The sequence below is a fragment of the Aeribacillus sp. FSL M8-0254 genome, assembly GCF_038008845.1.
Lineage (GTDB): Bacteria > Bacillota > Bacilli > Bacillales > Aeribacillaceae > Aeribacillus > Aeribacillus composti.
The window spans coordinates 2,057,645-2,071,287 of the sequence record NZ_JBBOZY010000001.1; the positions used below are offsets into that span (position 1 = coordinate 2,057,645).

The window sequence follows — 13,643 nt, forward strand, 5'->3', positions numbered from 1 at the left end:
CCTTAATTTAAAATAATTCTTTTCATTCTTTATAAAATCGAAGGAGGAAACTGAAATGACTGTTGAAGGAAAAAATGATGTAGATCTGTTAGTTATAGGTGCAGGATCAGGAGGTTATGTAGCTGCCATACGTGCTGCTCAGTTAGGGAAAAAAGTGGTTTTGGTGGATAAAGCAGAACTAGGAGGGGTTTGCCTTAACCGTGGTTGTATACCTTCAAAGGCTCTTATTAGTGCTTCTGAACGAGTAAAACACATAAAACATGCCAACTCAATGGGAATAAAGGTTTCTGGTGAAGTTGAAGTAGATATGCTAGAAGTAGTGAAGTGGAAGGACGGTATAGTAAATAAACTAAGGAATGGAGTTCGGACTTTACTGAAAGGCAATGGAGTGGAGGTCATTAGTGGGGAAGCTTATCTTACTGAACCCTATGTTGCCAAAATCAAAATTGGTAACGAAGAAAAATTCTTTTCATACAAAGACTTAATCCTTGCGATAGGATCATTACCTACTGAGTTAAAAAGTATGCCATTTGATAGAAAAAGAATTATCTCTTCAACTGAGGCATTGATGCTTCAAGAAGTACCAAAACATTTAGTTGTAGTAGGTGGTGGTTATATTGGTTTGGAATTGGGTACTGCTTATGCTAAATTTGGAGCTAAAGTGACCATCCTTGAAGGATCAGATACAATTCTTCCAGGTACGGACCCTATGCTTACAAATGTAGTAAAACGTCATTTAAAGGAACTTGGAATCACAGTTATAACGAATGCTTTAGTCCAAGGAGGAGAAAATACAGGCGATGAAGTAAATGTCCAAGTTCAGGTTAATGGGAAGGAAGAGATAATTAAAGGGGATTATTGCTTAGTCTCCATTGGAAGAAAACCGAACACAGGAAATATCGGGTTAGAAAATATCGGAGTAGAGCTTGACCAACGCGGGTTTATTAAGATAAATGATAAATGTCAAACCAATGTGGAACATGTCTATGCGATCGGGGACTGTGCTGGTGGTTACCTCCTTGCTCATAAAGCTAGTTACGAAGGTAAAATAGCTGCAGAAGTGATATGTGGACTAAAGAGTGTGATTGATTTTCAGGCCATGCCTTTTGTTATTTTTAGCGATCCTGAAGTAGCCTATACAGGTTTAACGGAGAAGGAAGCAAAGGAAAAAGGATATGAAACGGTTTCTAGTCGTTTTCCATTCCAAGCTAACGGCAGAGCTTTATCTGTTTCGGATGCCGATGGTTTTGTACAAGTTGTGGCGGATAAAGAATCTAATCGGGTTTTAGGTGTACAGATGGTAGGGCCAGAAGTATCATCTCTTATTGCTGAAGCCGTTTTTGCAATTGAGTCAGGGGCAACGGCAGAAGATCTCAGCCTTACAATTCATGCACACCCAACTTTACCTGAACCACTCATGGAAGCAGCTGAAGGCGTTATGGGACATGCTATTCATATGTTGAATAAAAAATAATTCAAACAGTTAGAGCATATTTAATTTAACTAGGCCTGCACAATCATACGTGCAGGTCGAATTATTTATTTTGGAGTGACGATTAATGGAAATCATTTTTTATGTAATAACGGCAGCTTTAGCTAATGTTTTGGGCGTAAGCGTAAAATAATCCCCACCTTTTAATGATAGGGATTAAATACTATTATTGTGATAAGTTATTAAAAACCCGACAATTCAAAGGAATGGTTTTGGACCAAGGAAGTAGTTGATCAAGCTCATCCATATTGCTTATATCCATATTGGGAAGCCTTTCAAATAAGTAGCGAAGATAATAAAATGGATTTAATTTATTCTCTTTTGCTGTCTCCACAATACTGTAAATGATTGAGCTGGCCTTAGCTCCTTTCGGAGTATTGCTAAAAATCCAGTTCTTCCTTCCGATCACAAATGGTTTAATGGATCGTTCACTTCGATTATTATCGATTTCTAAACGTCCATCCTCTAAAAATGCCACGAGTTTTTCCCATTGGTTGAGGCAGTATGTAATGGCTTGACCTAATAGACTTTTTGGTAAAACATTGCTTTTCTCTGTTTTTAGCCATGCTGAAAAAGCCTCCAACAATGGTTGGCTGCGTTTAAGTCGTTTTTTATATCGTTCTTCTGGTGTACATTCTTTCAAATCACGCTCGATGGCAAATAGCTGATTACAGAAATTGAGTCCTTCCCGAGCTGTGACTGCTGAATGACGTTTGGATTCAGGAAGTACGTTTAAAGCCTCATCGAACTTTCTGCGGGCATGAGCCCAACATCCAACTAATGTTACACCGGATACCTTATGGTATCCTGCATATCCATCGACATGCAGGTATCCTTTAAACCCTTTTAGGAATTCTTTGGCATGTTCTCCTGCTCTAGTTTCCTGATAGTCATAAAGGACAAGTGGTGGATCCTCTCTTCCAGTCCGATAAAGCCACATGTAAGATTTCGATGTACTTGACCTTCCAGGTTCATGTAAAACCTGAACAGTTGTTTCATCCGCATGTAGAATGTCTTTAGAGAGGAGATGCTCTTTCATTCGTTGATAAATTGGCGCAAGCCATTTTTCGGCACCATAAAGCATCCAATTGGCCATGGTTTGCCTGGATAAGATCACACCTAATCGTTTGAACTGTTGTTCTTGGCGATATAGAGGTAGCCCCTCTACATATTTTTGATTCATAATATATGCCATGCTTGACGGTGAAGCTAAACTTTTTGGATACACAGATTTTGGGGCAGGTGCTGTAACGATTGGTGTCTCTATTTCATTACGCTCACAATGACGACATCCATAGACATATCGAACGTGTTTTAAAACTTTGACTTGAGCCGGAATAATCACTAATTCTTGTCGTACTTCTGTGCTCATTTCGTGTGTTTTTTCACCGCAACACGAACAGACCTGCTCTTCTTCGGGTAAACGATATTCAATCGTTTCCATAGGCAGGTTTTCAAACGTAGCTTGACGTTGACCACGTTTCTTTTTACGACGATATGTAATTGTTTCAACAGTTGGCTCTTCGGCTTTTACATTAGACTCTACCTCTGCTTCATTGAATAAAGGTAGTTCTAATTGATTAGGATTTGTTTTTTCGCTTGAAGAGCCAAATTTTCGTTTTTGACTAAGACGATACTGTTCTTCATACCATCGTAATTTCGCCGTCAATTCAACGATTTGCTGTTGAAGTTTTTCAATTAATTCAAATGGGTTTTGGTTAGGATTCTTTAAATTTTTCATCATGTAGTAATAATTCGACGGTTTTAGCTATTTTCCTCCAAGGTTTTTGTTAAAAGTAAAAAATTCATATAACTGTTCTAGCCTTTACTTCTGGGTGTGCTTTCTTTTGCTCCATTGCAAGACCATCCAATAACCAGCGTAATTGCCGATAACTAATTTGTATCGTTCCAGTGTCATTTTCATTTGGCCATTGAAATTTTCCTTTTTCCAATCGACGATAATAAAGCCAAAAACCATTATAGTCCCAGTGAAGAATTTTTAATTTATCTCGCTTTCGATTACAGAACACAAAATAGCTTGATGAAAAGGGATCTAAATCAAATCCCTCTTTCACCAAAGCAGCTAATCCATCAATGGATTTTCTCAAATCAGTACTTCCTTTTGCCAAGTAAACTCGTTCAGCTCTTGTACCAGCTAACATGTTGATTTCAACGTCCTAACCACTTCTGAAAGAAAGGCCGGATCGAAACCAGGTTTTACTTCAATTGAAATCCCACTAATTTCAATCCGTAATGAATTTTCAACTGTTTGTGAATGATCTTCTAGGGTAACGGATGCCCATTTTGTAGACTTTCCTTGATTTTTGATTGGATTTTCAATTTTTCTTAACCAGTATTTAAACTGGTGAATACTCCATTGATTTTCCTTGCACCAGTTTACTTGAGTTTGACCGCTTTTACGATAGTCAGCGATTCGTTGTTCCCAAACCTTTCGTAATTCAGGATTCTTAGGCATAAAAAAAACCCCCTTCAATTTCATCTTGAGGAGATTATCTCATGAAATTAGCACATCAAGAAGGTGTGCAAGATTTGACGCTTACCTAGAATGAAAAGACGTAAATATTGTTTAAGTATATAGGTGTGGCTTTGAAATAAAGTCTGATAATTTGTAAAAAAGCTTGATAATTTATAGATAAAGCTTGATAAAAAGCACCAGATATATATGACTGGGTAGGTGCAGGTATATGTTTAATTGGTGTCTCGGTAATGCTATTTGCACCTCGCCAATAAAAAGGAGAGCGTAAAATATGTCTGATTGTTGTTCTACAAAAGGGCAGGTTTCTGAAAGTAGTAGTAATGAGTTGTGTCCTTCTTGTAATGTAAAAGGGAAAAAAGTAAAAATAATTACGTTAAAATCAATGTTAAAACCAATTTTGACTCTTTATAAGTGCTAATAAGGAATAAAATAACTCCACTAACTAAAAATACATCCGCAGTATTAAAAATTGGATAATTGATAAATGTAACTTCGAACATATCTGTTACTTCACCAAAAATTAAACGGTCTAAAACGTTTCCCATTGCACCTCCTATAAATAAGCCAAAGGCTATACGCGTTAGCTTATCAGTTACTTTACGAGAATAAATAAGACCAACGACTATCACAATAATTGCAATACTAATTAAGAATATTTTTTGTCCTGAAAAAATCCCCCAAGCAGCGCCTGTATTACTATGAGATGTCAATTGGAAAAAACCATTAATAACGGGAATGGATTGCCCATAGTCCATAAAATTTCTAACTAAATATTTAAAAAGCTGATCAATACCTAATGTGAGTATAATGATCCAATACAAAGACGTCACCTCAGAATTTATTTGGTTCCAAAAACAAAAAAAGAGCCGGACATAAGCTGGCTCTCATCTTCCTTTCAACAATATAAAAGATGCATACAATCCCGCTCAGCAGACATTAAAAACCCAATCTGCTAATATAGCTATTTCCCCCATTTATACCCTACTCCCCAAACAGTGTGAAGAAATTGATCGATTGGAAAACCGGCTTGTCTCAGTTTTTCGCGAATATTTTTTACATGAGAGTCGATGGTTCGCTCTTCGGTCTCGGCATCGTATCCCCATAAGGACACAATGATTTCTTCCCTGCTGAACGCTCTGTTCGGGTGCTTTAAAAGCAACCCTAAAATATCGAATTCTTTCGGCGTTAATAATATGTCTTCGTTTTGAAAATGGACTTTATGTTCTTCTTGATCCCACACCAATCCTTGAACATCAATAATTGAACGCTTTCCTGCGGAACGACGCAGCACCGCTTCGATGCGAGCAAGCAGTTCAGCTTCGTCAAACGGTTTTGTTATATAGTCGTCCGCACCGAGTTTGAGGCCTTTAACAATGTCGAATGTTTGGTCTCTTGCTGTTACCATTATAATAGGAACGTTTGAAAATTCTCTTATTTTCCGGCAGGTTTCCCAGCCATCCATTTCCGCCATCATAATATCGAGCAGGACAAGTTCAGCTTTGTTGTTTTCTAAATATCGGATGGCTGATAATCCTGATTCGCACTTGACGCAATGATATCCTTGAGGGGAAAGATAAAGCTCCAGCAAGTCCAACATTTTTCTTTCATCATCAACGAGCAAAATCGTGTACATCCTTATACCTCCGGCAGCGTGATAACAACGTTTGTTCCTTTTCCGTATTCACTGGCGGCGTAAACCGTTCCTCCGTGCGCTTCGACGATCTCCTTAACAATGGCCAATCCGAGACCAGTACCGCCGCTTGTTCTTGATCTTGATTTATCCACTCGGTAAAATCGTTCAAAAATATGATGCAAATCTTCCTCTGGAATTCCGATTCCATTGTCTGAAACAATGATCACTATGCTGTTTTTCTCCGCTCTTGCTTCAATCGATACAACTGAGCCTTCATCGGAATATTTTAAAGCATTGTCCAACAAATTGATCATCACCTGCTCAAATCGCTTTTGGTCAATTTGGACGGTAATGTTTTTTTCACATTTATAGATAAGTGACATGTTTTTCTCATGAAACGCAGGTAGCATTTTGTCATGTAATTTCTTTAAGAAATCACACAGGTTGGCCGGTTCCTTATGGATTTGAAATGAATGTTGATCCATCTTTGCTAATTCAAACAGTTCCTTTACAAGCTTTTGCATATTCTCCGCTTCTTCATAAATAATGGACAAATAGCGGTTCCTCTCCTCTTCTTTTAGATTCGGCCTTCTTGCGATATCTGCATACCCTTTTACATATGTAAGAGGGGTTCGGAGCTCATGAGAAATGCTGGCAAGAAATTCTTTTCTTTCTTTTTTTAAATATTCCAAATCTCTCGCCAATGTTTGAATCGCTTCCCCCAGCTCCGCCAATTCGTCCTCCCCTTTCACTTGCAAGCGAACAGAAAAATCGCCTTTGCTCAATTTTTCGGTTGCCTGTTTCATACGAATAAGGGGATTTGTTATCACTTTTGATAAAAAAGCGATCGTCAAAATGGTTAAAAATACCGAAAGAAATCCAACCAAAACGAAATGATGCTTTAACTTATAGATCATTTTTTGAATAGCATCGGTATTTTGAAACATATAGACATACCCTTTGATCTTGCCGTCAATACGTATCGGGCTTACTGTCGCTATATGCGACTCTTTTTGCCAATTTCTTTGCACGATTATTCCGTCATGCGGAATCGTTCTGTCCATTGTATTTACAATTTTTTTGGCAAAAGGCAATATGTCATCGGAATAATACAATATATTGCCTTTCTCATTTGTAATCACTACATCCGTCACCGCTTCCGATTCCATCATCGTCACATGCTCCAGCGTGGAATGGTCAAAGTTTTTTTCCAGCACATCGCGATGGTTATTCCCTCTCGCCAATAGATGCTCAAACTCCTCCTCAATTCTTGAATTGACCAAAGTTATGTACAATGAGACAAATAAAATGATTTCGACTCCCAAAACAAACACGAAAAATAGCAGCCCTAATTTAAACGAAATTTTTTTCACTTTTTGTCCCTTCCTTATCAGCCAACTAGCTTTCTCTTCAAAAAGGAAAGCTCTTCGCCGCCTTTAACCGAACGTTCTGTTCTCATTTTTTCATTATATCATTTTCATCCAACGCTTATCTGTTCTCCCCCGTCCGAACTTTAAAACAGCGAGCGGATGCCAAATGCGGGCACACCTTTTTGGCGAGTAAATAATTTTCGCATAAAAAATTTACAGGATCAAAAATGGACCGTCTCCATCATTTTTGCACATTTTTTTGTTAAAACAGATGCAAAGAAAATGTTAGGAGTTGAAAAATTATTTTAAAGAAATTCCCTGCACTTGAAGAAGATATAAATGATTTATTTGAAAACCTTGAAAAAGGCCATTTAGTCGGTGAAGATATAACAGGATTAAAACTAAAAAGCAATAAAGTCTTTAAATGCAGAGTTGAAAATAAAAGTTCTAATAAAGGAAAATCGGGTGGTTTTAGAATCATTTACTATTTAGTAACATTTGATAGGGAAATTTATCCATTAACCATTTATTCTAAAAATGATAAAGAAGATATTTCTAAAAAAGAAATTAGAAAATTGATTAATGATTATGTTAAAAATGATAAATAGTAATTGTTCAAATGAACGTCCTAAATACGCCCTTTATTTTAACTGTAGATTTCCATAAATAAAAACGAATAGAAAGGTCTCGCCTTAATCCTTCCACCTCTAAGCGAAGTGTAAGTGGGAGAGGTTCATGCCTCATAGAATCCCCGCTATTTCTCTCAGTGTGACGGGAAGTGAGTTCACTCCCCGCCCCGCTTCTTCCATTCATCTAAAAACGCCGGCAGACGTTGTTGGTGAGGGGCGATGACACTGTTGAAGTACGCCTTCCACTTATCCGGCTGTCCGAGAATATCGATATAGACGTGGCGGATTTCTTCGATGTACACAATGGCCCGGCGATACGCTGAACGCTTTCGTTGCCCAATCAGCTGCTCGGCTTTTTGTTTATAATAGGTGATCATTTCCAACGGATGATGCTCGTTTAAGTAACGTTCATACTTAGACGGAGCGGAATAGAATCGGAAAAGACGCTGTTTTTGTAACATATTGCAGCAGCTCTTTACTGTTTCCTTCATTGTAATCAATTTCTGCTTTTACATAAGAATAAAACGATTGTCTAGCTAACAATGCATACAATTCTTCTTTCACGCTTGGCGCAGCATAAGCGATCGCTTTTTTATACAGCTCATACGAAGGGCGGTGTTGAAATTGCTGTTTTAATAATTGAAGCGCTTTTTTTCCCATTTGATCATATCGCTCGAACACGTACTCATACAATGAGCCTAAAAATCCTTCTCTTAATCCCTTCTCGGTAACCGCTATGGACAAGTTGATTGACGAAGAATATGCAAAACGGATAAGGGAGTAGCTAAAAATGATAAAAACAGCCCGAATTTTCGAACAAGAAAAAAGGAAGCGATCAAAGAAGCGGAAAAGCAGAAAGCGTTTGACCAAGCACTGTAAAACCAATGCGGCTACATTCGCAAAACTAGAGGAAATAGCAGAAAAAAGAGAATCCGTCTTGACTTCTATTTATTTTTTTCACGCACAATACAGCCCCAGCTTGACGCCGATGAGGCTGCCAAGAAAGGCGAACACGAACCAAATCCAGCCGTGGACGCTGAAGGCGCGATGCCGAGGTGAAACATGGCATGTTTATGCAAACGGTCGTTGATTTTTTCAATCTGATTCATAACGTTACACAATGTTATTTAATGCTTTTCTTGTCTATATGATCCGGTTATACTGTCTAATGAGGAGGTGAATGAAATGGAACAACAAACAGTATTAAAAGAAATTTTAAAGGCACTCGATCTGCATGCATCTGATTTTCGCACACAAATCGCTGCATTAAACGAAAAAGTCGAAGCAATAGACAAAAAAGTCGAAGCAATGAATGATGAGTTTAAAAACAAGTTTGCGGAAATGGATAAACGGATACAAGAGATGGACGACCGGTTGGAAAGCAGAATCGATCGGCTGGAAAATGAAATGAACGAACGATTTAACCGATTAGAAACAAAAATTGACAGCTTGCGCATTGAACTTATCGAAACACAAGAAACTGTCGATTTCCATTCTTCTAAAATCGCCCAACATGACCGAAAAATCCGCAAACTCGCCCAGCAGCAATAACCTCTCCTGGCACAATTTCCGTATCCCTGCGCGATGAACTTACCCCCATCACCGACAGATGGGGTGTTTGTTTCCACAATCGGTCTAAACATACGTACAGCATCATCCGCGTTTATTATAACCGTTGAGACGACAAACCTTTAAATCTGGATGCAGAAAAGAAACTTGCACATCTAGTTCCCCAAATACTTATTTCTTATATTACTCAACTTTCGCACACAGAAATATTTAAGCATTGCTTGATATAATTAGGTATAGTGGCCAACCATTTATTCATTTGATTTTTAAAGATGTCCATGTTCAAAGAAACCTCGGCTTCCGCCAAAGTTTGGAAAAGGTCAATAAGTGATTGAAGGGCAGTAATAAAATCTATGTCTTTTACATCTTCGCAAAGGATGTAAAAAAGGTTGCCAATCGTCTTAGGATCCTCCTCTTTTCGCATTTGCCAAGCAATGAGAATATATCGTGTAAAAACAATGGTTGTATGGCTAATTAACATGTCGTAGGAACGTCCCTGGAATTCTTTCTCTAAATTTAAAAGGGATTTATTGCATTTGAAGAAGACTTCAATGTCCCAACGCATGCCGTAAATACGAATGATCTCTTCATTTTCTAATGTTGTATCTGTGCTGAGAATGGCAAGCCATTCGCTCCGTTTATTACGGTTTCGTACAAATAGAATTTTTACTGGAATTCCATTGTCTAAAGTAGCATAAACGGATCCGAGAATGTCTTTTTTACCCATGTGAGGTTTTGCCAATTTGTAAAGTTGATTCAGTGTGAAACGTTCACCATTGTAAACGTATCGCTGCTTTAATTGCTTCACCATGCCAATGACAAATAACCCTTTGTTCGTAATCTTCTCAATTAAAGGCGCTTGTGTAAACCAGGAATCCATGAGAACATAGTCAGCTATAATCCCTTTTTCAAGCGCATGATCAAGTAAAGCTGAAGCCACGTCCGGTTTTGATTTCAGAGCTTCCTGGCGACGCTTATAGCCAGATGTTCGTTTATCAATATTGGTATTGATTTCTTGCAGGCGATTTTCCTTTTTCGGTGAACTTAGAAGAGCAAAATCAACGGGAATAAAAGTAAAACTATCGGTCCAGCCAAGGGTAAGCATTTGAAACCCTTTCAAGTACTGATGGGTAGAGTGATCAAAAACCTTAGCCAACAGTTCAACCGACTTACTACGGTTTCTTGAAAAGACAGAATCATCAATCACAAAAGCTGTGACACGATCTTTTGAAGTTAATGGTTGAAGCAGACGGATCATTTCACTGCTTAATGAAAGCAGAAACTTTCTCCAATGATAGGTTGGTGTATTTAAAAAGCGATAGACTGTATCCTTTCCGGGCAGATCCTGAGATCGTTTACTCATAAAAGCACGAAACCAGTTCTTATATTGGAAGACTAAAAGAAAAATCAGTTTGAAAACAGTAAGACAAGAATACCCGGAAAGTTTCGTAATATTCGCTTTTCTTAAATGATATCCAATATTTAATTCGGAAAATCCTTGTTTAATTTCTTTTGGTAATTGCGCAAAGTAGTCTTTATTCGTTATCATAGTGGTGACACCTTTCTTTTGGATTTGGTTTCGTCACCAATATTTTACCAAAAGAATAGGTGTCTTTCTTTATGTTTTAAAAAATGTCAAATGATAATTTTGTACTTCCCAAAACCATTTACATCAAGCATTTAAACAAGATTTTGGACTGCGAAAGCTGAGTTATATTATGTTATTTGTTTTTAACCACGCTTCAAACAACTTATTTCCGGCTTCATAAGATAAATCATCTGCATCAATAGTAAAAATCTTGTAACCATATTTTTCATAGTAATCATACTGATTTAATATTTTTTGAACTAATGTAGTATCTTGTTCATGATCTAAAAAATCACCTATTTATTTTCATTCAGAATTTTATATTCAACTTGGTTCTCCAATAGTTTTTGGCCGCCTCAATAATTCCCTTCCTCCTCATATACATCTGCGCCAAGTTTGCATCTCCCTATTTAAATTCTATAAAACCCCTTCTATTTCTCTCAGTGTGACGGGAAGCGGCCTCACTCCCCGCCCCGCTTCTTCCACTCATCTAAAAACGCCGGCAGACGTTGTTGGTAAGGGGCGATGACACTGTTGAAGTACGCCTTCCACTTATCCGGCTGTCCGAGAATATCGATATAGACGTGGCGGATTTCTTCGATGTACACAATAGCCTGGCGATACGCTGAACGCTTTCGTTGTCCAATCAGCTGCTCGGCTTTTTGTTTATAATAGGTGATCATTTCCAACGGATGATGCTCGTTTAAGTAACGTTCATACTTAGATGGATCGGAATAGAACGGAAAAGACGCCGTTTTTGTGACGTATTGAAGCAGTTCTTTGCTGTTTCCTTCATTGTAGTCAATTTCTGCTTTTACATAAGAATAAAACGATTGTCTAGTTAACAATGCATACAATTCTTCTTTCACCGCTTCTTTCACGCTTGGCGCAGCATAAGCGATCGCTTTTTTATACAGCTCATAAGAAGGGCGGTGTTGAAATTGTTGCTTTAATAATTGCAGCGCTTTTTCTTTTTCCCCCATTTGCTCATATTGCTCGAACACGTACTCATACAAAGCTCCTAAAAATCCTTCTCCTTCTCTTAATCCCTTCTCAGCGATTTCAAGCGCTTTTTTCTTTTCGCCCTTTTGCTCTAAAAATTGGGCATAATCCAAATAGTCGCTGCCGTATGTTAATTGCTGTATCCGCATTTGTTCATACGTCTCTTCATTGCCGAGCTTGTGCCGATAAATGTCTAGCATGAGCGATTGATCGTATTTGCTGTTTGACTGCTTCAAGTATGATAACACAAGCCGCCAATGTGCTTCTTCGCAGGCGATTCTCTCAATCCAGTCCCATATAGCATCGTCAAATCCTGAATTTCCCTCAAGATATTGTTCCATCAATTCGTGAATCATTTCTTCCCTACACTCATCTGGCAGCTTCCCCTCTTCAAGCAATGAAAGAACTTGTTCCATATTTTCATATGCACGATCCTCATCGTCTTCCGGACCGCCGCCGTACATATTAAACTCAGAAATAATATCTATCGCTTCTGCAAATTTTTCACGGTACTCGTTATAATGTTTTTGTGCTAATTCTTCATCATTCAAATAGCCTTTGTTTTCTAAAAAATGAAGTGCTTTTTCTTGGGCTTTTTTGTTAGATTGGATGAGGCGCATGATAAGCTCAAGCAGATCGTCATGCGGAATGCGTTTCAAAATGGTTCGAATATTCACCTCTTCTGCTCCTTTCTTGTTTTTCATAGTATATTTTAACACTAATACAGGGTGCAATGTCTTAAATTACGTAAAAAACGAGTATCTACCTTTTTCTATTATGAAGCAACTTCTTTCGAAAGAATGTAAAAAGAGGTATAAGAGGCAGGAGTTTCTTACCCGCTTTCCCTGGATAGTACATAACGCGTACTACTCATATAGCCGCTATTTTCGACAAATACATCCAGTTTCACTAGAACCTTTCCAAAACTTTATGTTATACTTTGCTATACTCGAAATTAGGAAATGAGGTGATTGTATATGCTAAAAGAATTTAAAGAGTTTGCGATGCGCGGAAATATTGTCGACTTGGCCATCGGGGTGATTATTGGCGGGGCATTCAACAAAATCGTATCTTCCCTTGTCAATGACATGATTATGCCGCTGATTGGACTATTGCTTGGCGGCATCGATTTTAGCGACTTATCCTTTAAAATCGGTGACGCCGATGTGAAATATGGCATGTTTATGCAAACAGTCGTTGACTTTCTTATTGTTGCGTTTTCGATTTTTTTGTTCGTGAAAGTGTTAAACAAATTGTATCGCCTTAAAAAACAGGAAGAAGAAAAGGAAGCTCCGCCATCCTTAACAAAGCAGGAGGAACTTCTTATGGAAATCCGCGATTTGTTGAAAAAACAGCAATTGGAAAGAGAATAACTCAATGCCATGGGAAAGGAACAAAATGACAAGAAAAAGGAATCGAGTAGGAGGGGGTGACTAACGGGTGACTAACCCCCGACCTCTCACACCACCGTACGTACGGTTCCGTATACGGCGGTTCCATTAAGATAATTGACGCAAGTCTTTATAACTTCCGTGAATAGCTGTTCTCTTTATGCCAGTGGTCACTCCACCCTCCAAGAGGTCTCCCACGGGATTCACCGCTTCCTCCCTCAAGTGAGGTACTACGTTTTCTGTGTTCATCATGACTCACTGAATGCCAAGGGCTATTCTCTCTTAATTGTTCGGTCCTTCTTAGTTGTTCTAGACCAACTAATACTATGACCTCTGCTGACTTCTGACTGTTCAGCTATCTATCACTAGATAGGTTACCAAGGTTACTTGGCGTGCCAGCCAGACCTCCCCGGGTAAGAGTGTAATCTTTCCTTCCATCCATCTGCTTCATTTACTCTGTATCACCTTCGGC

The 13,643-nt window shown here is 38.4% G+C and carries 15 protein-coding genes and 2 pseudogenes; 6 read left to right on the forward strand and 11 right to left on the reverse strand.

Features of this window, described 5'->3' with window-relative positions; translation table 11 throughout:
- Window positions 1–55: 55 nt before the first annotated feature.
- On the forward strand, window positions 56–1,474 hold the full coding sequence (gene lpdA, locus NSQ44_RS09910) for a dihydrolipoyl dehydrogenase (RefSeq protein ID WP_340856946.1): 1,419 nt from the start codon (window positions 56–58) through the stop codon (window positions 1,472–1,474).
- A 184-nt stretch (window positions 1,475–1,658) separates the two neighbouring features.
- Here the strand turns inward: lpdA and tnpC are convergent, their stop codons facing one another.
- From tnpC to tnpA, 3 genes are all read right to left on the reverse strand, one after another.
- Complete coding sequence (gene tnpC / locus NSQ44_RS09915; RefSeq protein WP_340856947.1) at window positions 1,659–3,236, reverse strand: IS66 family transposase; 1,578 nt, start codon at window positions 3,234–3,236, stop codon at window positions 1,659–1,661.
- 61 nt (window positions 3,237–3,297) lie between these two features.
- Entirely contained in the window at window positions 3,298–3,654 is a 357-nt protein-coding gene (tnpB, locus tag NSQ44_RS09920; protein ID WP_157727923.1) for an IS66 family insertion sequence element accessory protein TnpB, read from the reverse strand.
- Window positions 3,648–3,968, reverse strand: coding sequence for an IS66 family insertion sequence element accessory protein TnpA (gene tnpA, locus NSQ44_RS09925; protein ID WP_003352856.1), 321 nt, complete (start codon window positions 3,966–3,968; stop codon window positions 3,648–3,650). Before tnpA ends, tnpB begins: the two co-directional genes overlap by 7 nt.
- Before the next feature lie 191 nt (window positions 3,969–4,159).
- Between tnpA and NSQ44_RS09930 the strand changes: the two are divergent.
- Window positions 4,160–4,243 (forward strand): annotated as a pseudogene (locus NSQ44_RS09930) (YnfA family protein); the annotation flags it as partial.
- A 17-nt stretch (window positions 4,244–4,260) separates the two neighbouring features.
- Window positions 4,261–4,389 (forward strand): annotated as a pseudogene (locus tag NSQ44_RS09935) (putative iron-sulfur cluster-binding metallochaperone); the annotation flags it as partial.
- On the opposite strand, the gene lspA reads toward NSQ44_RS09935, so the two are convergent.
- The 5 genes from lspA to NSQ44_RS09960 all read right to left on the reverse strand — a co-directional run bounded on the left by lspA (window position 4,358) and on the right by NSQ44_RS09960 (window position 8,314).
- Window positions 4,358–4,810, reverse strand: coding sequence for a signal peptidase II (gene lspA / locus NSQ44_RS09940; RefSeq protein ID WP_340856950.1), 453 nt, complete (start codon window positions 4,808–4,810; stop codon window positions 4,358–4,360). The pseudogene NSQ44_RS09935 and the gene lspA sit on opposite strands and share 32 nt — an antisense overlap.
- A 140-nt stretch (window positions 4,811–4,950) precedes the next feature.
- Window positions 4,951–5,622 (reverse strand): response regulator transcription factor, encoded by a 672-nt coding sequence (locus tag NSQ44_RS09945; protein ID WP_340856953.1) that lies wholly within the window; start codon window positions 5,620–5,622, stop codon window positions 4,951–4,953.
- Between the two features lie 2 nt (window positions 5,623–5,624).
- Window positions 5,625–6,995 (reverse strand): sensor histidine kinase, encoded by a 1,371-nt coding sequence (locus NSQ44_RS09950; protein ID WP_063387788.1) that lies wholly within the window; start codon window positions 6,993–6,995, stop codon window positions 5,625–5,627.
- A gap of 781 nt (window positions 6,996–7,776) precedes the next feature.
- Entirely contained in the window at window positions 7,777–8,082 is a 306-nt protein-coding gene (locus NSQ44_RS09955) for a hypothetical protein (protein WP_157727975.1), read from the reverse strand.
- Window positions 8,036–8,314, reverse strand: a complete 279-nt coding sequence (locus NSQ44_RS09960; protein ID WP_340856956.1) for a hypothetical protein — start codon at window positions 8,312–8,314, stop codon at window positions 8,036–8,038. The genes NSQ44_RS09955 and NSQ44_RS09960 overlap by 47 nt, the downstream gene beginning before the upstream one ends.
- Window positions 8,315–8,411: 97 nt before the next feature.
- On the opposite strand from NSQ44_RS09960, the gene NSQ44_RS09965 reads away from it, so the two are divergent.
- Together NSQ44_RS09965 and NSQ44_RS09970 are read left to right on the forward strand one after the other, a co-directional pair.
- Window positions 8,412–8,711, forward strand: a complete 300-nt coding sequence (locus tag NSQ44_RS09965; protein WP_340856958.1) for a hypothetical protein — start codon at window positions 8,412–8,414, stop codon at window positions 8,709–8,711.
- 95 nt (window positions 8,712–8,806) lie between these two features.
- Window positions 8,807–9,172, forward strand: a complete 366-nt coding sequence (locus tag NSQ44_RS09970) for a hypothetical protein (protein WP_094245907.1) — start codon at window positions 8,807–8,809, stop codon at window positions 9,170–9,172.
- A gap of 205 nt (window positions 9,173–9,377) precedes the next feature.
- Here the strand turns inward: NSQ44_RS09970 and NSQ44_RS09975 are convergent, their stop codons facing one another.
- The 3 genes from NSQ44_RS09975 to NSQ44_RS09985 all read right to left on the reverse strand — a co-directional run bounded on the left by NSQ44_RS09975 (window position 9,378) and on the right by NSQ44_RS09985 (window position 12,457).
- Window positions 9,378–10,739, reverse strand: coding sequence for an IS4 family transposase (locus tag NSQ44_RS09975; RefSeq protein WP_328101957.1), 1,362 nt, complete (start codon window positions 10,737–10,739; stop codon window positions 9,378–9,380).
- Window positions 10,740–10,901: 162 nt separating this feature from the next.
- Window positions 10,902–11,078, reverse strand: coding sequence for a DUF3986 family protein (locus NSQ44_RS09980; protein ID WP_340858214.1), 177 nt, complete (start codon window positions 11,076–11,078; stop codon window positions 10,902–10,904).
- Between the two features lie 161 nt (window positions 11,079–11,239).
- Window positions 11,240–12,457: a hypothetical protein gene (locus NSQ44_RS09985; protein WP_340856961.1), complete on the reverse strand. Its 1,218-nt coding sequence runs from the start codon at window positions 12,455–12,457 to the stop codon at window positions 11,240–11,242.
- Between the two features lie 300 nt (window positions 12,458–12,757).
- On the opposite strand from NSQ44_RS09985, the gene mscL reads away from it, so the two are divergent.
- Window positions 12,758–13,153, forward strand: a complete 396-nt coding sequence (gene mscL / locus NSQ44_RS09990) for a large conductance mechanosensitive channel protein MscL (RefSeq protein ID WP_340787366.1) — start codon at window positions 12,758–12,760, stop codon at window positions 13,151–13,153.
- Window positions 13,154–13,643: the final 490 nt, after the last annotated feature.

Coding starts and splice junctions, on each gene's coding strand:
- lpdA (WP_340856946.1), top strand. CDS start 56: ATGACTGTTGAAGGAAAAAATGATGTAGATCTGTTAGTTATAGGTGCA.
- tnpC (WP_340856947.1), bottom strand. CDS start 3,236: ATGATGAAAAATTTAAAGAATCCTAACCAAAACCCATTTGAATTAATT.
- tnpB (WP_157727923.1), bottom strand. CDS start 3,654: ATGTTAGCTGGTACAAGAGCTGAACGAGTTTACTTGGCAAAAGGAAGT.
- tnpA (WP_003352856.1), bottom strand. CDS start 3,968: ATGCCTAAGAATCCTGAATTACGAAAGGTTTGGGAACAACGAATCGCT.
- NSQ44_RS09945 (WP_340856953.1), bottom strand. CDS start 5,622: ATGTACACGATTTTGCTCGTTGATGATGAAAGAAAAATGTTGGACTTG.
- NSQ44_RS09955 (WP_157727975.1), bottom strand. CDS start 8,082: ATGTTACAAAAACAGCGTCTTTTCCGATTCTATTCCGCTCCGTCTAAG.
- NSQ44_RS09965 (WP_340856958.1), top strand. CDS start 8,412: ATGATAAAAACAGCCCGAATTTTCGAACAAGAAAAAAGGAAGCGATCA.
- NSQ44_RS09970 (WP_094245907.1), top strand. CDS start 8,807: ATGGAACAACAAACAGTATTAAAAGAAATTTTAAAGGCACTCGATCTG.
- NSQ44_RS09975 (WP_328101957.1), bottom strand. CDS start 10,739: ATGATAACGAATAAAGACTACTTTGCGCAATTACCAAAAGAAATTAAA.
- mscL (WP_340787366.1), top strand. CDS start 12,758: ATGCTAAAAGAATTTAAAGAGTTTGCGATGCGCGGAAATATTGTCGAC.